Below are 19892 nucleotides of genomic sequence, written 5' to 3'. Positions count from 1 at the left end.
ATCCTTAATTGGGTTATTTTGGTTGAGCGTCAATACATAACCCGCTGATGCCTTCGGCTTGATCACTCATTAAGTATAAATAGAGCGGCATGATTTGCAGAGGGGTCTTTAATGTATCGCAGTCTTCGGCTGGGTAGGCTCCGGCACGCATGGCTGTGCGAGTTGCGCCTGGGTTGATGGCATTCACTCGTACCGGAGTATTGCTTAATTCGTCGGCCAATACTTGCATCATGCCTTCGGTGGCAAACTTTGATATGGCGTAGCTACCCCATAACGCCCGTCCAATATGGCCTACCGTTGAGGAGGTAAACACAATGCGACCATGTGGGGCTTTTTTAATGATAGGCAACAAAGCTTGAGTCATTAAAAATTGTCCTTTGACATTAATTTGCATCACTTCCTCAAAGGTGTCTTCTTCAATTTGGTCAAAGGGACTGATCATGCCAAGAACCCCCGCATTATGCAGTAGGCCATCCAATTTCCCGTATTGCCCTTCGATGGTTTCCGCCATATCAATATAGTGCTGCTTGGTCGCCCCTTGCATATCTAATGGAATGATAGCGGGTTCAGGAAAGCCAGCATTGACGATGTCATCATAGGTGTTTTCCAGTTTATTGACCGTACGGCCAAGTAAGATAACGGTGGCACCATGTTGGGCATAAGATAGAGCTGCTTGTTTGCCAATGCCGTCTCCAGCGCCAGTCACTAGGATGGTTTTGCCTTTTAATGCGTCAGTTGCAACTGCGTAATCCACAATCTGAATCCTTTTAATGCGGTTTTGTTTTATTGAATAGGGATAGAGGGTTACAATACAACAATATTCATCTTCTGGGATAAGACATTGGAATTTTTGTTAAACTACGGCTTATTTTTGGCCAAAATTGTTACATTTGTCGTCGCTATTATTGCGATTTTAGTGATTGCTAAATCCTCTTCATCTAAAGGTGGTGCTAAAGGCTCTCTTGAGGTGACTAATCTTTCTGAGTTGCATGAGAATAACATTGAGTTAATGGAGCATCATTTGCATGATGAGTCGTTCCTCAAAGCTCGTGATAAAGCGACCAAGAAACAGCGTAAAGAGCAACACAAAGCGCGCAATAAAGAGATCAAAGAAGCGGCTAAAACCGGTGAGTTAGATTCGCAACGTAAGCCACATCTTTTTGTATTAGATTTTGTGGGCAGTATTGATGCAAAAGAAGTGACGCAACTTCGCCAAGAAATCACGGCTATTTTAGCCTGTGCCAGTGAAGGGGATGAGGTGTTGGTTCGCCTAGAGTCTGGCGGTGGCATGGTGCATGGATACGGTTTGGCTGCGTCTCAGCTTGATCGCATAAAAGCGGCGAATATCCCACTGACCATTGCCGTAGATAAAGTCGCGGCCAGTGGCGGTTATATGATGGCGTGTGTAGCAGATAAAATTGTATCGGCACCGTTTGCCATTGTGGGATCCATCGGTGTGATTGCGCAAATTCCTAACTTTAATAAGCTATTAAAGAAAAACAACATAGAATTTGAACAAATGACCGCGGGTGAATACAAACGCACCTTAACTATGTTTGGTGAAAACACCGACAAAGCGCGAGACAAATTTAAGCAAGAGTTACAAGAAACTCACGACCTGTTCAAAGACTTCATTCGTGAACGTCGCCCTGCTTTAGATCTAGACAGTGTTGCAACTGGTGAGCATTGGTATGGCTCCCAAGCGTTAGCGTTAGGCTTGATAGACGAAGTACAAACCTCGGATGATTTGGTGGTGGCTGCATGTAAAGATAAAACCGTATTAGCGGTACATTATGTGCAAAAGAAAAAGCTATCAGAAAAGTTTGGTAAAGCGGCGGCACAAGCAACGGATGACGTGTTGCTAAAATGGGTAGAACGCGGCCAAAGACCGATTCTTTAAGGGTATCTTTTTACCAGGATTCAATGGGTGACATTTGTCACCCATTTTTATGGGTAGAGATTATCGTTTTTTACTATAAATCGCTCAAAATTTGGCAGATTTTCTCCTCGGATTGAGAATGCATTTGTCAGTTTCATGTCAATTGTCACACCTTTTTGTAAGGGTATTTGTCATCCATCACAGTGCGGGAAGACATTGGCAGAAAATGGCCATAATCTTCTCTGTAATGACTCGCGAACTTAGATAATTACCTCTATAATATGCCCCGCGTCCTTTGAGGCGCATATAGGGCAGAGACCCATAACAAAAAGAAAACATCTGGAGTAACTATGTCTTCTCTTTCTCCTGTCATTACCGTAGACGGCCCAAGTGGGGCAGGTAAGGGCACTTTATGTATGATGTTGGCTGAAAAACTAGGCTTCCAATTGCTGGACTCAGGGGCGATTTATCGCGTATTGGCTCTCGCAGCAATCCACCACGGTGTTGACCTTGAATCAGAAGATGCATTGGTACCACTGGCGACTCACTTAGATGTACAGTTTATCGCTCAAGGCGACTTAGTACAGGTTATCTTAGAAGGTGAAGATGTATCCGGTGAGTTAAGAAAAGAAGAAACGGGAATGGCCGCCTCTAAAGTGGCTGCTTTACCCCGCGTTCGTGAGGCGTTATTACGTCGACAACGAGCCTTTCAAGCCGAACCGGGTCTGGTGGCTGATGGTCGTGATATGGGTACAGTTGTATTCACCGGCGCGGTAGCAAAGATTTTCCTAGATGCAAGTGCGCAAGAGCGTGCTCAAAGACGCTTTAATCAGTTGCAAGGTAAGGGCTTAGAGGTTAGTATTGACCACCTTTTAAGCGAGATCCAAGAACGTGACTATCGTGATCGCAACCGAACTGTTGCACCTTTACGTCCCGCGGATGACGCTTTAGTGCTTGATTCTACAGAGCTTTCTATTGATGAAGTGGTAGAGCAAGCCTTACAATTTATCGAATCTAAATTGTCTTGATGCATTCCTTTTAGGAAGTCAGGACACTAGGGTACGTTGGTCCCAAGGATGATGACCGGCGAATTTATCAACCCCTCGAGGCAGGATGCCCGTGGACGTTTAAATATTGAAGATCTAATAAATGACTGAATCTTTTGCTCAACTCTTTGAAGAGTTTCTAAATGAAACTGAATTCCAACAAGGTAGTATCGTTAAAGGTACTGTAGTAGCTATCGAGAACGGTTTCGTTCTTGTTGATGCTGGCCTTAAGTCTGAGTCTGCTATCCCTGCAGAACAATTCAAGAACGCTGCTGGCGAACTTGAAGTTGAAGTAGGTGCTGAAGTTGACGTAGCACTTGACGCTGTTGAAGATGGTTTCGGTGAAACTCAACTTTCTCGTGAGAAAGCTAAGCGTCACGAAGCTTGGATCGTACTTGAGAAAGCTTACGAAGAAGCTGAAACTGTTGTTGGTATCATCAACGGTAAAGTTAAAGGCGGTTTCACTGTTGAACTAAACGGTATCCGTGCTTTCCTACCTGGTTCTCTAGTAGACGTACGTCCTATCCGCGACACTGCTCACCTAGAAAACAAAGAGCTAGAGTTCAAAGTTATCAAGCTTGATCAGAAGCGCAACAACGTTGTTGTTTCTCGTCGTGCTGTTATCGAATCTGAAAACAGTGTTGAGCGTGACGAACTTCTTGAGACTCTACAAGAAGGTACTGAAGTTAAAGGTATCGTTAAGAACCTTACTGACTACGGTGCATTCGTTGACCTTGGCGGCGTAGACGGCCTACTTCACATCACTGACATGGCTTGGAAACGCGTTAAGCACCCTTCTGAGATCGTAAACGTTGGTGACGAGATCCTAGTTAAAGTTCTTAAGTTTGACCGTGAGCGCACTCGTGTTTCTCTAGGTCTTAAACAACTTGGCGAAGATCCATGGGTAGCTATCGCTAAGCGTTACCCAGAAGGTCACAAACTGACTGGTCGCGTTACTAACCTAACTGATTACGGCTGCTTCGTAGAAATCGAAGAAGGCGTTGAAGGTCTAGTACACGTTTCTGAAATGGATTGGACTAACAAGAACATCCACCCTTCTAAAGTTGTGAACGTTGGCGACGAAGTTGAAGTTATGGTTCTTGAGATTGACGAAGAACGTCGTCGTATCTCTCTAGGCCTAAAACAATGTAAAGCTAACCCTTGGCAGTCATTCGCTGAAATTCAAGCGAAAGGCGACCAAGTAACTGGTAAGATCAAGTCTATCACTGACTTCGGTATCTTCATCGGTCTAGAAGGCGGCATTGACGGTCTAGTTCACCTATCTGACATTTCTTGGAACGTTGCTGGTGAAGAAGCAGTACGCGAATACAAGAAAGGCGACGAAATCTCAGCTGTTGTTCTTGCAGTAGATGCAGAGCGTGAGCGTATTTCTCTTGGCGTTAAGCAAATGGAAAACGACCCGTTCAACAACTATGTTGCTGACAACAAAAAAGGTGCTCTAGTTTCTGGTACTGTATCTGCAGTAGACGCAAAAGGTGCTACAATTGAACTTGTAGACGGCGTTGAAGGTTACATCCGTGCTTCTGAAGTATCTCGTGACCGTATCGAAGATGCGTCTCTAATCCTAAGCGTTGGCGATAGCGTTGAAGCTAAGTTCACCGGTGTAGACCGTAAGAACCGCGTAATCAACCTATCTATCAAAGCTAAAGATCAAGCTGAAGAGCAAGAAGCAATGGCTTCACTGAACAAAGCTGAAGAAGGCGCGTTCGGTAATGCTATGGCAGATGCATTCAAGGCTGCTAAAGGCGAATAATCACTTTTTTAATTAAAAGTTGACCGCTAAGAGGGAGCCCACAAGGCTCCCTTTTTTTGATTTGTGAATGAGGGAAACTATGACTAAGTCTGAATTGATTGAAAGGCTGTGTGCAGAGCAGACACACTTATCTGCCAAAGAAATTGAAGACGCTGTAAAAGAAATTATTGAACATATGGCCGATACTCTAAAGAGTGGAGAGCGAATTGAGATTAGAGGTTTCGGTAGTTTTTCCCTTCACTATCGAGAACCCCGCTTAGGACGTAATCCTAAAACTGGCGATCAAGTAGAGCTGGACGGTAAATTTGTTCCTCACTTTAAACCAGGGAAGGAACTTAGAGAGCGTGTCAACGAAAGCTTATAATGATGGAAATGGAAAACGGCACTTCGGCTTTGGAGTGCCGTTTTTCATTATTGATTTAAGTGTATGAGCGGTGAACTAAAGGGGAGCTTAACGCTTAAAACCTAGCCGAGACAAATAAAAACATGCTAGAAACAAAAGAGATGAAACTTTTGATTGTAGATACACTACTTATCAAGATTTTCTCCTTTGTGGTGCGCCGTTTTTACTTCAAGATTGCTAATCACTGACTTACTGAGAGAGGTCTAATATCAAAAAATTAGATTTTAAATACGTAAGCTAATGATAATTATTGAATTAACATGGTGTAGATTGTCGAATTACTGCATAATCAAGGTAATTACACTGATTTTAAAAGGGTCGCCCTTGTGAAAATTTTGAAGATCGTTTTAGTGTTGGTTCTGTTTCTTTTCGCTTTGGCTTTAGGCGCGCAAAATCAACAAGTAGTCACCTTTAACTACTTAGTTGCAGAGGGAGACTTTCATCTTTCGACATTGATCGGCATGATATTTGTCATTGGCTTTGCTATCTCTGGTGTTATTTTTGGCACTATGCATTTTAAGTCTCAGTTACGAGTAAGGAAACTTAACCGAAAGTTGAAAAAATTAACGCCTCAAGTTTCTGTGACCCCCGCAGCGGATAAGGGGTCAAATACAGTACCTGCCGTGAAGAATGCGAATAAGTAATTTATTGAATGCTTGAGTTACTGTTTCTACTTTTGCCAATCGCAGCTGCCTATGGATGGTACATGGGGCAGCGAAGTGCGCGCCAAGATAATCAGAGACACTCTAATCAAATTTCTCGCCAGTACGTACATGGCTTAAACCTGCTTCTCTCCGATCAGTCTGATCAGGCGGTTGACCACTTTATTGAACTATTACAAGTGGATGATGAAACCATTGATACTCACTTAGCTTTGGGTAACTTGTTTCGTTCAAGAGGTGAAGTGGATAGAGCCATTCGAATCCATCAAAGCCTAATTTCTCGCACCGAATTGACCATTGAGCAAAAAAACATTGCTCTGCAACAGTTGGCCAAAGATTATATGGTGTCAGGCTTTTTGGATCGCGCAGAGAAAATTTATGAACAGCTGGTGGATGAACCAGAGCATAAGCACGATGCACTCACCCAGTTAGTCTCCATTTTTCAGCAAACTAAAGAGTGGAACAAAGCCATTTACTACGCCACCATGTTAGTGAAAATGGGGCGCAAGAGAATGCGCACGAGTGTATCCCATTACTGGTGTGAATTAGCGTTAAATGAAAAAGCCTTTGGTAAGCGTACCAAGGTGATTAATTATTATAAAAGAGCGCTGTCAGAGGACAGTAAATGTGTGCGAGCCAATATTGCCCTTGGACGCATCTACATGGAAACAGAAGAATACAGCAAGGCCATTAAGTACCTAGAGTCGGTATTGGATCAGGATGTGGATTACATCAGCGAAGTGTTATCTAATATTGCCGACTGCTATTACCATCTTGGACAAGAAGCCGAGTTGTTAGAGTTTCTGCGTAAGTGCATTGATAAGCAGGCAGGGGTCTCGGTGGAACTGATGCTTTCACAAATCGTGGCACACCATGAAGGCACTGCCGCAGCACAAAGCATGCTCACTAAGCAACTGATCAAAAACCCAACCATGAAGGGCTTTTACCGCCTTATCGACTACCATACGGCAGAAGCCGAAGAGGGGAGCGCTAAAGAGAGCTTAACCACTTTGCAATCTATGGTAGGGGAACAGCTAAAAGTGAAACCTCATCACCGCTGTCGTAAATGTGGTTACTCCACTCATGCCTTACATTGGCACTGCCCATCTTGTCGCAGTTGGGGAAGCATCAAACCCATTCGTGGCTTAGATGGCGAATAAAATGCCTTTGTACTCTAACATTCTTGCCCATACGCAGGTAGAATAAGCGCGCTTTACACCTCAAGCCCCAATTAGGAGACCCTCGATGGATCAAAAAGTGATTGTTGCCCTAGATTATGACAACAAAACTCAAGCTTTAAACTTTGTTGACCGAATAGACCCTGCTTCTTGCCGCCTTAAAGTGGGTAAAGAAATGTTCACTTTATTTGGTCCTGAGTTTGTGAAACAACTTCATCAAAAGGGCTTCTCTGTATTTTTAGACCTTAAATTTCACGATATCCCTAATACCTGCTCTAAAGCGGTACGTGCGGCAGCTGAAATGGGCGTATGGATGGTGAATGTGCATGCCAGTGGTGGTGAGCGCATGATGACAGCGTCACGTGAAATTCTAGAACCTTACGGTAAAGACCGCCCATTGCTTATCGGCGTGACGGTATTAACCAGTATGGAACAAGCGGATCTTGCGGGTATCGGCTTAAATGTTGAGCCTAAAGAGCAAGTTTTACGCTTAGCGAACTTAACGAAAAATAGCGGTCTTGACGGCGTAGTGTGCTCGGCACAAGAAGCGCACTTTTTGAAGTCGGACTTAGGCAAAGCGTTTAAATTAATCACTCCAGGCATTCGCCCCGCAGGAGCGGATGTAGGGGATCAAAAACGTATTATGACCCCAGTAGATGCCATACAGGCAGGGTCGGATTACTTAGTAATAGGCAGACCTATCACCCAAGCCAGTAACCCAGCTCAAGTACTTGAGCAAATTAATGCCACGCTCGCTTAGTTGCTGTTAATTTAATGGTGATGATGGAAAATGGAATGCTTGAAAGCATTCCATTTTTTTTACTGACCTCACCGTAAGCCCAATGATTTATCCAGTTCTAACCCAGTTATCGAGAATTCTAACAAGCTAGAATGAGCCGCTATTTAGTACGCTTGGTATTATGGCTTCCCCGGTTGGCACACCACTATGAAATTTAAATTCATGGTCTGCTGAGCAAATTAATTCCGCTTCAACTTGAGCAAAATAGTCCACTCTATCACTAATATCCTCCTCGGCTATTTGCTGAGCAAGACTCAAGTAATCTTGATAGTGACGGGCTTCAGAGCGCAATAAAGAAATATAAAACGATTGAATATCGTCATCCATATAGGGAGCTAAAGCGGCAAATCGTTCACAGGATCTCGCCTCAATAAATGCGCCAATGATCAATTTATCGATTAAGGTTTGTGGCTCATAAGTACGAACATGTTTGAGCAAGCCTTTTGCATAGCGACCTGCCGGTACATGCTGATACTCAATGTCTCGGCTGTGCATAATCTCTAATACTTGATAAAAGTGATGCAACTCTTCTTTAATTAGTAACACCATTTTATCGATTAACTCTTGGCTATAAGGGGATTCGGACTGCGCAATGATCCCTTTAGAGATGTTACTTTTTCCTTTTAGGCTATTAAGACAACCCTCGCCTTTATAAGCAAACGCCTCGTAAGGCTTAAACCAATCCAGCAATTGCTGTTTACTTTGATTATTGGCCGCGTATTTACGAATTAAAAACATGGCAGACTGCCCCGCTTTTAACTCACACAATAAGTGGTCAATAAGTACAACAGGTAGACGTTCGGGCTTTTTCGCTTCATCAATCCACTGTGTGGGAGTGGTGCAATTGAGAAATTGATGAATAGGGGCAAGAAGTGATTGATACATGACAAGACCTGTTGTGAATTTTGCAAACACGTAGCCTAAGGAATTTGCTCACTGGTGTCTATAGGGATGAAGAAGTGGCCTTATTCGCTGAAACTGCTTTTCAACATAATGTAAAAGCGTTATAACTAAACATTATATATGATGGAATACGAGGCAAAGCATGAAGCTGCAGCAGCTAAAATATATTGTAGAAGTGGTGAATCATAATTTAAATGTTTCTGCTACTGCTGAACGACTTTATACATCCCAACCGGGCATCAGTAAACAGGTGCGATTACTAGAAGATGAGTTGGGCGTGCAAGTGTTTCAACGCAGCGGTAAGCATTTAACACAAGTGACCCCAGCAGGGGAAGAAATCGTGGCGATCTCTCGTGAGATCCTATCACGAGTGGAATCCATCAAATCTGTTGCCGCAGAGCATACCCATCCGGATATGGGGACACTGAACATTACCACAACGCATACACAGGCTCGTTATGCGTTACCTGATGTAATAAAGGGCTTTACCTCAAAATACCCTAAAGTCTCTTTAAACATGCACCAAGGCACCCCCGCGCAGATGTCGCAAGCCATTGCTAAAGGCACAGCCAACTTTGCCATAGCCACAGAAGCATTGCATTTATACCATGATGCCATCATGTTGCCGTGTTATTACTGGAATCGCTCTATTGTGGTGCCTAAAGATCATCCTTTAGCCAATAAATCTCATGTGACGATTGAAGATTTAGCCGCCTATCAACTGGTGACTTATGTGTTTGGTTTTACGGGACGCTCTGAGCTTGATACCGCCTTCAATAACGCTGGGTTAACCCCGCGCATCGTCTTTACTGCCACCGATGCAGATGTCATCAAAACCTATGTACGCATGGGGATAGGTGTGGGCGTGATTGCGAGTATGGCGATTGACAAAGATAACGATAAAGACTTGGTGGCCATTGATGCCAGCCATATTTTCAGCTCTAGTACCACCAGTATTGGCTTCAAACGCGGCACCTTCTTACGTAGCTACATGTATGATTTTGTGGAACGCTTTGCCCCGCACCTTACTCGCCCGGTGATTGAACAGGCTATTTCTCTGAAAAATAATAAAGAAATAGAAGAAATGTTCAAAGATATTGATCTTCCTATTCGTTAGATATTCCTAATTGTCACGCTTCCCTCTAAAATGTTCGTTTTAGGGGGAATCATGCGCACTGCTTTTTTACACATAGACCGTTTGCTACTAGCACATCAGCGTTATTGGCGTTTTGAACCTTTCCATGAAAGTGGCAGTAAGGATCATCGTTTCACTAATACTGAATTAGGGGATTGGTTGGAAAGCCTGTCAATGCAGCAAGTGCAACAGTGTAAGCAGAATGTGCAAACACTCACTTCGACGTTGACCACCTTCTTGCCATCACTGGCGGATCTCGCCCAACATTCTTGTCTTAAACAGACTCAGGTCCCGCCTGTGACACTCAACTCGCGTCTTACTACGGGAGTGCCGGGGAGAAAACTGACGCAAATCACTGCTATGGGGGCGCAAGTATTGCATCAGCATTGTGGTACCCAGTGGTTAGAGTGGTGCGCAGGTAAAGGCTTTTTAGGGCGAATATTAGCGGATCAATCTCAGCAAGCAGTGCGTAGCTTTGAATGGCAAAGTGAGCTTTGTGAAAAGGGGCAGGCCGAAGCGAACAAACAGCAGTTGCCGGTGACTTTTATCGAAGGGGATGCGTTTAATTGCGATCATAAGGCCGTTTTCAATCATCAGCAACATGCGGTGGCTTTACATGCCTGTGGGGATTTGCACGTGGCTTTAATGCATCATGCCATGAACTATCAGTTGCCAGCGCTCTCTATTGCCCCTTGTTGTTATCACCTCATTCAAGGTGAACACTATCAAGCGCAATCCGATGAAGGCAAGGCGTCTTCGTTGATTTTGTCTAAGTCCGAATTACGTATCCCTTTACAAGAAACGGTCACCGGGGGAGAGAGGGTTCAAAGACACCGATTATTAGAAATGAGTTTTCGTTTAGGCTTGGATGAGTTGTTAAGGGGCGAGTTGGGTTTACAGCAGTATCAACCTATCCCTAGTATTAAAAAGTCGCAATTACAATTAGGTTTTCGGGAGTTTTGCCTGTGGGCGGCGCAACGTAAGGGACTGACTTTACCCGAATGTGATTTTGAGCAATACCGCCTGCAAGGTGAATTGCGATTTGCCCGAATGGAAAAGCTCAGTTTAGTGCAGATGGCTTTTCATCGTGCTCTGGAAATGTGGTTAGTTCTGGATAAATCATTGTTTTTAGCTAAACACGGTTACCAGATCACCCTAAACGAGTTTTGTAGCAAAGCCATTACCCCAAGAAATATCTTAATTCATGCCAAAAGAACAGAGCCTAGGTGTGATACCAATTGCACTAAATAACGGGCCATTCTAGCTTGTTAACATGCTTGATAACTGCGTTAGAATTTTTGATTGTAGAATAATGACTTATCGAAAAATTCTGCCTTGTTTTCGAGCATTTTTCCTGCGCTATTTCTGATCACTTACTTAGTGCTATTGGTATTGGAACCTAGGCTCACCTTTTTTAAACGCTATTATTCAAATACTATTACTCAAATACTATGTCCAATGCTTGGCTTGGCTCAACATACTCAAGGTTAAAGTTTTCGGCCACTTCTTTACAAGTGACCATGCCTTGTAAGACGTTAAGACCATTTAGGAAACCGGCATCGTCCGTGAGCGCCGCTTTTACGCCTTTATTGGCCAGTTGCAAAATGTACGGCAACGTGGCGTTATTGAGTGCGTAGGTAGAGGTTCGAGCCACGGCACCGGGCATATTGGCGACGCAGTAATGCACTACATCATCGACAATGTAAATGGGGTCGGCGTGCGTGGTGGGGTGCGAGGTTTCAAAACAGCCACCTTGGTCTATAGCCACATCCACAATAGCCGCTCCAGGTTTCATCATTTCAATGTGCTTCTTGGTCACCAATTTTGGCGCCGCAGCCCCTGGGATCAGTACTGCACCTACCACTAGATCGGCCTCTAATACGTGACGATTGAGCACTTCTTCTGTGGAGTACACCACTTTTGCGCGCCCTTGGAACTCTTCATCTAAACGACGTAATGTTTCAATGTTGCGATCCAATATCGTCACATCCGCACGCATTCCTACAGCCATTCTAGCGGCATTGGAGCCAACAACACCGCCGCCAATGATCACTACTTTGGCAGGTTCTACCCCCGGAACGCCACCTAACAATAACCCGCGTCCCTGATTGGATTTTTCTAGTGCTTGTGCGCCTGCTTGAATAGACATTCGGCCGGCAACTTCAGACATAGGCGCCAGAAGAGGTAACTGATTTAAGGGATCGGTCACGGTTTCGTAGGCAATGCATACCGCTTTGCTATTGATTAGTTCCTCAGTTTGTGGAAAATCAGGAGCTAAGTGTAAATAAGTAAACAATATTTGCCCTTTGCGAAGCATAGCTCGTTCAATGGCTTGAGGTTCTTTCACCTTCACGATCATCTCGGCTTGAGCAAAAATTTCCTTCGCGGAGTGAAGAATGGATGCGCCTGCTGCGATATAGTCATCATCAGTGAAACCAATGCCTGAACCCGCTTGAGTTTCAACAATGACTTGATGTCCGTGAGAGATCACTTCTCTCACGCTTCCAGGAACCATACCGACTCGGTATTCGTGGTTCTTGATCTCTTTAGGTATACCAATAATCATCCTGATTCCTCTTGGTTGCTAGTTAAAATTACTGAGCGGCTTATGAATGTAAGCGCTATTAACTAGTATAATGTTGTTTGTGTAAAATTTAGTTCTAATTTTAGTAGGTGTTGTAGTGTATATTGTTGCAAGGAAGTTAAAAGGTGGAGTAAAACCATGATTGAAGTGAGTAAGCCGTCCAAGGAACTGGACCGTATAGACAGAAATATTCTCAGTGAGCTGCAAAAAGATGGTCGTATCTCTAACGTTGAGCTTTCCAAACGAGTCGGGCTATCGCCGACGCCCTGTTTGGAAAGGGTGCGACGTTTAGAACGCCAAGGATACATACTGGGTTATACCGCGCAGTTAAATCCACAATATCTCGATGCTTCTTTACTTGTATTTGTAGAGATCACTCTAAATCGAGGTGCACCGGATGTATTTGAACAATTCAACACAGCGGTACAAAAATTGGATGACATTCAAGAATGCCATTTAGTCTCTGGCGATTTCGATTACCTGTTAAAGACACGCGTGTCGGACATGGGTGCATATCGCAAACTGTTAGGTGATACGTTACTGCGTTTACCGGGTGTGAACGATACGCGCACCTATGTTGTTATGGAAGAGGTTAAACAAAGTACAAACCTAGTCATTAAGACCAGTTAAATTGCGTATTGGCAGAGGTTCTGTTTGGGTTTTTACCTCTGCATGTGTTTAAATGAGGGTAATCACGGGTGACAAGTCGTCACTCGTGTCTTTTATCCAACCAAGACCCACACGCAATGGATATGTTGAAAAGAAACCCAAAAGTTCGAACTGTAGTTCACACGTCTCCGAAAAAAGTTAAGCCTAATCTTTCTGGCGTTCAGCGCTTGAGAGAGGGATGTTTAATCATTGGAGTATTATGTGCCGTCCTCATGGCGGTTTCCCTTATCTCATTTAATCCTGCAGATCCATCGTGGTCACAGACTGCTTGGGGCGGCGATGTCTCCAATGCGGGTGGTCTAGTCGGCGCATGGGTAGGGGATACTTTGTTATTCACCTTCGGTGTGTTGGCCTATTTTGTGCCCGCTATCATAGTATTGCTCTCTTGGATTGTATTTCGTAAACGCACAGAGTCTGAACCCATTGATCTTATGCTTTGGGCGACAAGACTGTTGGGCGGCGCACTATTAATCGTCACTAGCTGTGGTTTAGCGGATCTCAACTTTGACGATATTTGGTATTTCTCATCTGGCGGTGTGGTTGGTGATGTTATCACTAGCCTTGCTTTGCCCACCCTTAATGCTTTAGGCACTACTCTAGCGTTTCTGTTTATTTGGGGGGCATCTTTCACCTTATTTACAGGGATCTCTTGGCTGTCTATCGTAGAGAGTATTGGTCAAAGAACGCTTAAGTTTGTGGGAGGAGGCTTAAACTTTGTCCGCGGTGATAAAGCGCAATTGATTGAACCTACTCGTCTTGATGACCAAAAATTGGTTTACGCAGATACCACGCCAGATGTATTGCTAGATGAAGCCCCACTGAGTGATGACCCTAGCCGTGCTACTGAGGCAGGGGAGACGTCAGCAGAAGACGGCCAGTATAAAATTTATATGCCAGAAGGCAGCGAGGAAGACGAATTCACCTTTGATCGAGGCAATAATTTACATGCCCCTATTGAACAATTAGAGCGTGACGCTCAATTAGTGAATGATTACGTTGAACCAACGGATACCAGTGAGGTGGTCGCTCCTGTCCATACCGACGCAGATCATAGCGCACCTGTGGCGACGACAGAACAAGCCACCCAATCTAAGGCATCTCATTCCAATGAGCCTGCAACAGTAGCCTCATCCAATGGACAACCTCCTATCTTTTCAAGTGCATCAAGTGCATCAAGTGCGGCAAGTGCAGCAAGTGTTGCCCCATCGGAGGAACACCCTAGTGAACGAGAAAGCCATCAGCAGACTCATAACGTCGCGGCTCAGACGCATCATGAGGACACGCCAGCACAAGAAAGTCTTGATGTACCAGACCATAGCGCTCACATGCACGATGCACATATTGATGATGTGAGTGCCTTTGATATTGACGACGACGATAAACACATGCCGAATATCACCTCTCATACCTTCGATGACGTCGATGAAGCACAAGCAATGGATGTGGTTGAAGAGATTGATGTTAATGATATGCCCGTGAACCAAGCTGAGGTTAATGAGCCCGCGTCTTACGAGCCAACCTCAAAGGATGCTGACGTTACCCAGACAGAGGCTCACGCTGCTGATGACGTTAACCTTGCTGCCATGGATGACATCAATGACCAATACCTAGATCACAGCTCCGCCGAAGTGGCGTCAGAGGGTGCCCCTACTGTGGTAGTGGCACAAGCCCCAGTAGAAGAGGTGTTTGAAGAGGATGTAGAAGTAGAAGAGGTTGAGCAACCCCTAACAGATGCGGAAGCACTGGCAAAACAAGTTGCCGACGCAAGAGCCAGAGAGTCTGCTGCACAAAATCCATTTTTGATGCGTAAAGACGAAGATTTACCGGTTCCTACTAGCCCAATGCCAACTCTTGAGTTGCTGTATCACCCTGAAAAACGTGAAAACACCATTGATAGAGAAGCCCTACAAAACATTGCTCGCTTAGTTGAAACAAAACTGGCGGATTACAAAATCAAGGCCACGGTAATGGGCATTTTCCCCGGCCCTGTCATCACACGTTTTGAACTTGATCTGGCGCCTGGGGTCAAAGTATCAAGAATCTCAAGCTTATCCATGGATTTAGCTCGCTCACTTTCCGCATTGGCGGTACGTGTAGTAGAAGTGATACCAGGCAAGCCTTACGTAGGTTTAGAGTTGCCTAACATGACGCGTCAGACGGTATTTTTATCGGATGTGATCAGTAGCCCGCAATTTTTAGAAAATACCTCACCTACGGCCGTGGTTCTCGGTCAAGATATCGCAGGGGATGCCGTGGTGGCAGACTTAGCGAAAATGCCGCATGTTTTAGTGGCAGGTACCACAGGCTCTGGTAAGTCTGTGGGGGTGAACGTAATGATTTTGAGTATATTGTATAAATCAACACCTGAAGACGTTCGTTTCATCATGATTGACCCTAAAATGTTAGAGCTTTCTATTTATGAAGGTATCCCACATCTATTATCGGAAGTGGTGACTGACATGAAAGATGCATCAAACGCATTACGTTGGTGTGTTGGCGAAATGGAACGCCGTTACAAACTGATGTCAGCATTAGGCGTGCGTAACTTAAAAGGCTTTAATGAAAAACTGAAAATGGCGGCCGAAGCAGGTCACCCAATTTATGATCCATTGTGGCAACCGGGCGACAGCATGGATCAAGAAGCGCCGTTGCTAGAAAAACTGCCGTTTATAGTAGTGGTGGTTGACGAATTTGCCGACCTCATTATGGTGGTAGGTAAAAAAGTAGAAGAGTTGATTGCACGTATTGCGCAAAAAGCGCGTGCGGCAGGTATTCACTTAGTTCTTGCGACGCAAAGACCTTCTGTTGATGTGATTACCGGCTTGATTAAAGCCAATATCCCGACACGAGTGGCCTTTACCGTATCCACCAAAACCGATTCGCGCACCATTTTAGACCAAGGTGGCGCAGAATCGCTATTGGGTATGGGTGATATGCTCTATCTACCACCGGGCTCAAGCCATACCATACGTGTGCATGGTGCGTTTGCTTCCGATGATGATGTGCATGCCGTGGTGAATGACTGGAAGGCGCGTGGTAAACCAAGATACATAGACGAAATAACCAAAGGTGAACCGTCACCGGAAACCTTGCTTCCAGGGGAGAAAATGGAAGAAGATACTGATCCACTGTTTGACCAAGTGGTGGAACATGTAACTGAAACTCGTCGTGGTTCTGTCTCTGGTGTACAACGCCGATTCAAAATTGGCTACAACCGTGCGGCTCGTATTGTGGAGCAACTAGAGGCTCAGGGCATCGTTTCTGCTCCAGGACACAATGGTAATCGCGAGGTGCTTGCACCACCGCCAATCAAGGACATTTAATGGATCTGAAGATCCAATCTTTAGAGAGAGTTATGAGAAAATTATTAATCAGCATTTTACTGTTAGTGTCAGGTTCTGTGCTTGCTAATCCACAGCAAGAGCTTGTGAAACGTTTAGGGCAAACCGATGGGTTTACGGCGCAGTTTAGCCAAAAGGTCATCAGCCCTGACAATGAAGTGGTGATGGAAGGGGCAGGTTCTGTAGAAATTGCCCGTCCTAGCTTGTTCCGTTGGACAACCAATGCGCCGGATGAGAATGTCTTAGTTTCCGATGGTAAAACGTTATGGTATTACAGCCCATTTATCGAACAAGTGAGCATTTATTGGCAAGAGCAAGCCACACAGCAAACACCATTTGTGTTGTTAACTCGTAACAAAGCCAGCGATTGGGATAAATACAAGGTTATGCAAAAAGGGGATAACTTTACCTTAACCCCTACTGATAAAACGTCTACCCAAGGGCAGTTCCAGTTACAAATCAATAAAGCGGGAGAGATTGCCGGCTTTAATGTGGTAGAACAAGACGGTCAACGCAGTCAGTTTACCTTTGACCATTATCGCGCAGAGGTTCCTGCTAAGAATCGCTTTGTATTTACCATCCCTAATGGGGTTGAAGTTGACGATCAACGTAACTAAGTTATTTTCATGAGTAACATGCAGTTTGACTTTTCAAGCGGTGACGACTTTCGTCCTTTAGCCGCGAGAATGCGCCCTACAACCTTGCAAGAGTACATTGGTCAGCAACATGTGTTAGGGCCAGATAAGCCCTTGTATCGTGCCCTGCAAGCGGGCACGTTGCACTCCATGATACTGTGGGGGCCTCCGGGTACTGGCAAAACCACCCTTGCCGAAGTTGCCGCTCATTATGCTGATGCCAGAGTGGAGCGCGTGTCTGCGGTCACCTCTGGGATTAAAGACATCCGCGCTGCGATTGAAAAAGCCCGTGATAATAAACTGGCGGGCTATCGCACCTTGTTATTTGTGGATGAAGTGCATCGGTTTAATAAAAGCCAACAAGACGCTTTTTTGCCTCATATTGAAGATGGCACGGTAACGTTTATTGGCGCAACCACGGAAAACCCCTCCTTTGAACTCAATAACGCACTCTTGTCGCGAGCGCGAGTGTATAAACTGAGCTCATTAACCAGTGCAGATATTGAATTGGTTATCCAACAAGCGTTGCAAGATAAAGAGCGCGGGCTAGGTAAGTTACAAGCTCGCTTTTTAGATGAAAGTGATAAACGTTTAGCGGAATTAGTCTGTGGTGATGCGCGTATGGCGCTCAACTATCTAGAATTATTGTTTGATATGGCGCCAGAACAAGACGGCGTTAAGCAGATCAGTTTATCGTTATTGGCACAAGTGGCCGGTTCTAAAGTGGCCCGTTTTGATAATAAAGGGGACATTTGGTACGACCTCATCTCTGCAGTGCACAAATCCATACGCGGCTCCAATCCTGATGGCGCGCTGTATTGGAGTGCGCGAATGATAAAAGCAGGATGCGATCCCTTATATATTGCCCGCCGCCTATTGGCCATTGCCTCTGAAGACATAGGGAATGCTGACCCTAGAGCCATGCAAGTGGCCATTAATGCGTGGGACTGTTTTACCCGCATAGGTCCTGCCGAAGGAGAGCGTGCCCTAGCACAAGCGGTGGTGTACCTTGCTTGCGCGCCGAAAAGTAACGCGGTTTATAAAGCGTGGAAACAGGCGCTACATGATGCCGATGAGACGTCAGAGCTAGAGGTGCCTCATCACTTGCGAAATGCCCCCACTAAGTTAATGCAAGACTTAGGCTATGGTGAAGAGTATCGATACGCCCATGACGAACCGGGCGCATACGCAGCAGGAGAGTGTTATTTTCCTCCTGAACTGAGTGATACTCGTTATTATTTCCCTGAAAATCGCGGCTTAGAAGGCAAGATTGCTGAAAAGCTGAACTATCTCCATTCATTAGATGAAAAAAGCCGACGAAAGCGCTACAAAAAGTAGTGGTTTTTCGTTATCTTTGTTCGATTAATATTTTCCCATTTTTTAGCTCCTTGAGAGTTATCGTTAACTACACGCAGGATTAGCAATGCTAGATTCTAAATTATTTCGTACCGAGCTCGACGAAACAGCAGCCAAACTAGCCCGTCGAGGTTTTACCTTAGACGTTGATACCATTCGCCAACTAGAAGAAAAGCGTAAAGCCATTCAAGTTGAAGTGGAAAATTTGCAGTCCACGCGTAACTCTATCTCCAAGCAAATTGGCCAAAAAATGGCCGCTGGCGATAAAGAAGGCGCTGAAGAGATCAAAAAGCAAATTGGTACTTTAGGCTCTGATTTAGATGCAAAAAAAGTTGAACTGGTTGAAGTTCAATCTCAATTAGAAAACCTTACGCTATCAGTACCTAACCTACCGGATGAGTCTGTACCAGCGGGTAAAGATGAAAACGACAACGTAGAAGTATCTCGTTGGGGTACACCGAAACAATACGATTTTGTTGTAAAAGATCATGTTGATCTTGGTGAACTTGCTGGTGGTTTAGACTTTGCCAGTGCCACTAAAATCACCGGTGCGCGTTTTATCGTGATGAAAGGGCAATTTGCTCGTTTGCATCGTGCTATCGCTCAGTTCATGCTAAACCTACATACAGATGAACACGGTTATACAGAAATGTACGTACCGTACTTGGTGAACTCTGACAGTCTTTTCGGTACAGGCCAGTTACCAAAATTTGGTAAAGATCTCTTCCATACAGAACCATTAACTGAAAAAGTGAATGACGAAGAGCCACGTAAACTGTCTTTGATCCCAACCGCTGAAGTGCCAGTAACAAACATGGTACGTGATACGATTGTTGATGAAGCCGATCTACCAATTAAAATGACTGCTCACACACCGTGTTTCCGCTCAGAAGCGGGTTCTTATGGTCGTGATACTCGTGGTTTGATTCGTATGCACCAATTTGACAAAGTTGAACTGGTACAAATCACCCGCCCAGAAGACTCTGAAAATGCCTTAGAAGAACTGACAGGCCATGCAGAGAAAGTACTGCAACTACTTGAATTACCTTATCGTAAGGTTGTGCTATGTACTGGTGATATGGGCTTTGGCGCTCGTAAAACGTACGATCTTGAAGTGTGGGTTCCTGCGCAGAAGACCTACCGTGAAATTTCATCTTGTTCTAACACAGGTGATTTCCAAGCTCGTCGCATGCAAGCACGTTTCCGTCGTCAAGGTGAGAAAAAACCAGAGCTATTACACACGCTAAACGGTTCAGGTTTGGCCGTTGGCCGTACTATGGTCGCCATTCTAGAAAACAATCAGCAAGCAGACGGTCGTATTGAGATCCCTACAGTGCTACAACCATTTATGGGTGGATTAACCCATATCGGTTAATTATCTATTATTAAAGAAGGCCGGCTATCATAGCCGGCCTTTTTTTTGCTTACAATAGGACAAAAACACGAGAACGAGCAGACGAGACGTTTGCCATGTCGTTAACATTTCAACGTCGTTACCCCTTGTTTAAAAAACGTGAATTATCAGGTG

General features: G+C 44.7%; 17 protein-coding genes. 14 read left to right on the top strand and 3 right to left on the bottom strand.

The genetic code is table 11. From position 1 onward, the window contains the following. Positions 1–13: 13 nt before the first annotated feature. The gene (locus OCU56_RS08155) at positions 14–754 is read right to left on the bottom strand and encodes a YciK family oxidoreductase (protein WP_261872737.1); all 741 of its coding nucleotides are present in this window, start codon (positions 752–754) and stop codon (positions 14–16) included. An 87-nt stretch (positions 755–841) separates the two neighbouring features. Here OCU56_RS08155 and sohB point away from each other — a divergent pair, with 87 nt between their 5' ends. The 7 genes from sohB to pyrF all read left to right on the top strand — a co-directional run bounded on the left by sohB (position 842) and on the right by pyrF (position 7702). Beyond that, positions 842–1900, top strand: coding sequence for a protease SohB (gene sohB / locus OCU56_RS08150; protein WP_261872736.1), 1059 nt, complete (start codon positions 842–844; stop codon positions 1898–1900). 329 nt (positions 1901–2229) lie between these two features. Continuing rightward, positions 2230–2907 carry a (d)CMP kinase gene (gene cmk / locus OCU56_RS08145; protein ID WP_261872735.1) on the top strand — a complete coding sequence of 226 codons (678 nt, stop codon included), beginning with the start codon at positions 2230–2232 and terminating at the stop codon, positions 2905–2907. Positions 2908–3028: 121 nt separating this feature from the next. Further along, the gene (gene rpsA, locus OCU56_RS08140; protein WP_261872734.1) at positions 3029–4699 is read left to right on the top strand and encodes a 30S ribosomal protein S1; all 1671 of its coding nucleotides are present in this window, start codon (positions 3029–3031) and stop codon (positions 4697–4699) included. A gap of 79 nt (positions 4700–4778) precedes the next feature. Then, the gene (gene ihfB / locus OCU56_RS08135) at positions 4779–5063 is read left to right on the top strand and encodes an integration host factor subunit beta (RefSeq protein WP_261872733.1); all 285 of its coding nucleotides are present in this window, start codon (positions 4779–4781) and stop codon (positions 5061–5063) included. 365 nt (positions 5064–5428) lie between these two features. Continuing rightward, on the top strand, positions 5429–5746 hold the full coding sequence (locus tag OCU56_RS08130; RefSeq protein WP_261872732.1) for a LapA family protein: 318 nt from the start codon (positions 5429–5431) through the stop codon (positions 5744–5746). Between the two features lie 8 nt (positions 5747–5754). After that, positions 5755–6924 (top strand): lipopolysaccharide assembly protein LapB, encoded by a 1170-nt coding sequence (gene lapB, locus OCU56_RS08125; RefSeq protein WP_261872731.1) that lies wholly within the window; start codon positions 5755–5757, stop codon positions 6922–6924. Positions 6925–7009: 85 nt separating this feature from the next. Further along, positions 7010–7702: an orotidine-5'-phosphate decarboxylase gene (gene pyrF, locus OCU56_RS08120; RefSeq protein ID WP_261872730.1), complete on the top strand. Its 693-nt coding sequence runs from the start codon at positions 7010–7012 to the stop codon at positions 7700–7702. Between the two features lie 126 nt (positions 7703–7828). On the opposite strand, the gene miaE is transcribed toward pyrF, so the two are convergent. Beyond that, the gene (gene miaE / locus OCU56_RS08115) at positions 7829–8626 is read right to left on the bottom strand and encodes a tRNA isopentenyl-2-thiomethyl-A-37 hydroxylase MiaE (RefSeq protein ID WP_261872729.1); all 798 of its coding nucleotides are present in this window, start codon (positions 8624–8626) and stop codon (positions 7829–7831) included. 160 nt (positions 8627–8786) lie between these two features. On the opposite strand from miaE, the gene cysB reads away from it, so the two are divergent. Both cysB and OCU56_RS08105 read left to right on the top strand, forming a co-directional pair. Continuing rightward, a complete protein-coding gene (gene cysB, locus OCU56_RS08110) occupies positions 8787–9761 on the top strand; it encodes an HTH-type transcriptional regulator CysB (protein WP_261872728.1) in 975 nt (324 codons plus the stop codon). A 51-nt stretch (positions 9762–9812) separates the two neighbouring features. Then, the gene (locus tag OCU56_RS08105; RefSeq protein WP_261872727.1) at positions 9813–11030 is read left to right on the top strand and encodes an SAM-dependent methyltransferase; all 1218 of its coding nucleotides are present in this window, start codon (positions 9813–9815) and stop codon (positions 11028–11030) included. A 187-nt stretch (positions 11031–11217) separates the two neighbouring features. On the opposite strand, the gene ald is transcribed toward OCU56_RS08105, so the two are convergent. Then, positions 11218–12345, bottom strand: a complete 1128-nt coding sequence (ald, locus tag OCU56_RS08100; RefSeq protein ID WP_261872726.1) for an alanine dehydrogenase — start codon at positions 12343–12345, stop codon at positions 11218–11220. 156 nt (positions 12346–12501) lie between these two features. Here ald and lrp point away from each other — a divergent pair, with 156 nt between their 5' ends. The 5 genes from lrp (at position 12502) to serS (ending at position 19739) form a co-directional block, all read left to right on the top strand. Then, positions 12502–12993, top strand: a complete 492-nt coding sequence (lrp, locus tag OCU56_RS08095) for a leucine-responsive transcriptional regulator Lrp (protein ID WP_261872725.1) — start codon at positions 12502–12504, stop codon at positions 12991–12993. A gap of 122 nt (positions 12994–13115) precedes the next feature. Next, on the top strand, positions 13116–16355 hold the full coding sequence (locus tag OCU56_RS08090; protein WP_261874796.1) for a DNA translocase FtsK 4TM domain-containing protein: 3240 nt from the start codon (positions 13116–13118) through the stop codon (positions 16353–16355). A gap of 32 nt (positions 16356–16387) precedes the next feature. Beyond that, complete coding sequence (gene lolA, locus OCU56_RS08085) at positions 16388–16990, top strand: outer membrane lipoprotein chaperone LolA (protein ID WP_261872724.1); 603 nt, start codon at positions 16388–16390, stop codon at positions 16988–16990. 9 nt (positions 16991–16999) lie between these two features. After that, positions 17000–18346 carry a replication-associated recombination protein A gene (locus tag OCU56_RS08080; RefSeq protein ID WP_261872723.1) on the top strand — a complete coding sequence of 449 codons (1347 nt, stop codon included), beginning with the start codon at positions 17000–17002 and terminating at the stop codon, positions 18344–18346. An 85-nt stretch (positions 18347–18431) separates the two neighbouring features. Beyond that, the gene (serS, locus tag OCU56_RS08075; protein ID WP_261872722.1) at positions 18432–19739 is read left to right on the top strand and encodes a serine--tRNA ligase; all 1308 of its coding nucleotides are present in this window, start codon (positions 18432–18434) and stop codon (positions 19737–19739) included. The last annotated feature ends 153 nt before the right edge of the window (positions 19740–19892 follow it).

It is taken from the genome of Vibrio rarus (assembly GCF_024347075.1).
In the GTDB taxonomy this organism is placed as follows: Bacteria; Pseudomonadota; Gammaproteobacteria; order Enterobacterales; family Vibrionaceae; genus Vibrio; species Vibrio rarus.
Note: the sequence above shows the minus strand (reverse complement) of the source record. Positions and strands in the feature narration are given on the sequence as shown.

Bases quoted from the DNA above. Each gene is read 5' to 3' on its own strand.
- OCU56_RS08105 (WP_261872727.1), top strand. From the start codon at position 9,813: ATGCGCACTGCTTTTTTACACATAGACCGTTTGCTACTAGCACATCAG.
- lrp (WP_261872725.1), top strand. From the start codon at position 12,502: ATGATTGAAGTGAGTAAGCCGTCCAAGGAACTGGACCGTATAGACAGA.
- ihfB (WP_261872733.1), top strand. From the start codon at position 4,779: ATGACTAAGTCTGAATTGATTGAAAGGCTGTGTGCAGAGCAGACACAC.
- lapB (WP_261872731.1), top strand. From the start codon at position 5,755: ATGCTTGAGTTACTGTTTCTACTTTTGCCAATCGCAGCTGCCTATGGA.
- miaE (WP_261872729.1), bottom strand. From the start codon at position 8,626: ATGTATCAATCACTTCTTGCCCCTATTCATCAATTTCTCAATTGCACC.
- cmk (WP_261872735.1), top strand. From the start codon at position 2,230: ATGTCTTCTCTTTCTCCTGTCATTACCGTAGACGGCCCAAGTGGGGCA.
- cysB (WP_261872728.1), top strand. From the start codon at position 8,787: ATGAAGCTGCAGCAGCTAAAATATATTGTAGAAGTGGTGAATCATAAT.
- lolA (WP_261872724.1), top strand. From the start codon at position 16,388: ATGAGAAAATTATTAATCAGCATTTTACTGTTAGTGTCAGGTTCTGTG.
- pyrF (WP_261872730.1), top strand. From the start codon at position 7,010: ATGGATCAAAAAGTGATTGTTGCCCTAGATTATGACAACAAAACTCAA.
- rpsA (WP_261872734.1), top strand. From the start codon at position 3,029: ATGACTGAATCTTTTGCTCAACTCTTTGAAGAGTTTCTAAATGAAACT.
- serS (WP_261872722.1), top strand. From the start codon at position 18,432: ATGCTAGATTCTAAATTATTTCGTACCGAGCTCGACGAAACAGCAGCC.
- ald (WP_261872726.1), bottom strand. From the start codon at position 12,345: ATGATTATTGGTATACCTAAAGAGATCAAGAACCACGAATACCGAGTC.
- OCU56_RS08090 (WP_261874796.1), top strand. From the start codon at position 13,116: ATGTTGAAAAGAAACCCAAAAGTTCGAACTGTAGTTCACACGTCTCCG.
- OCU56_RS08080 (WP_261872723.1), top strand. From the start codon at position 17,000: ATGAGTAACATGCAGTTTGACTTTTCAAGCGGTGACGACTTTCGTCCT.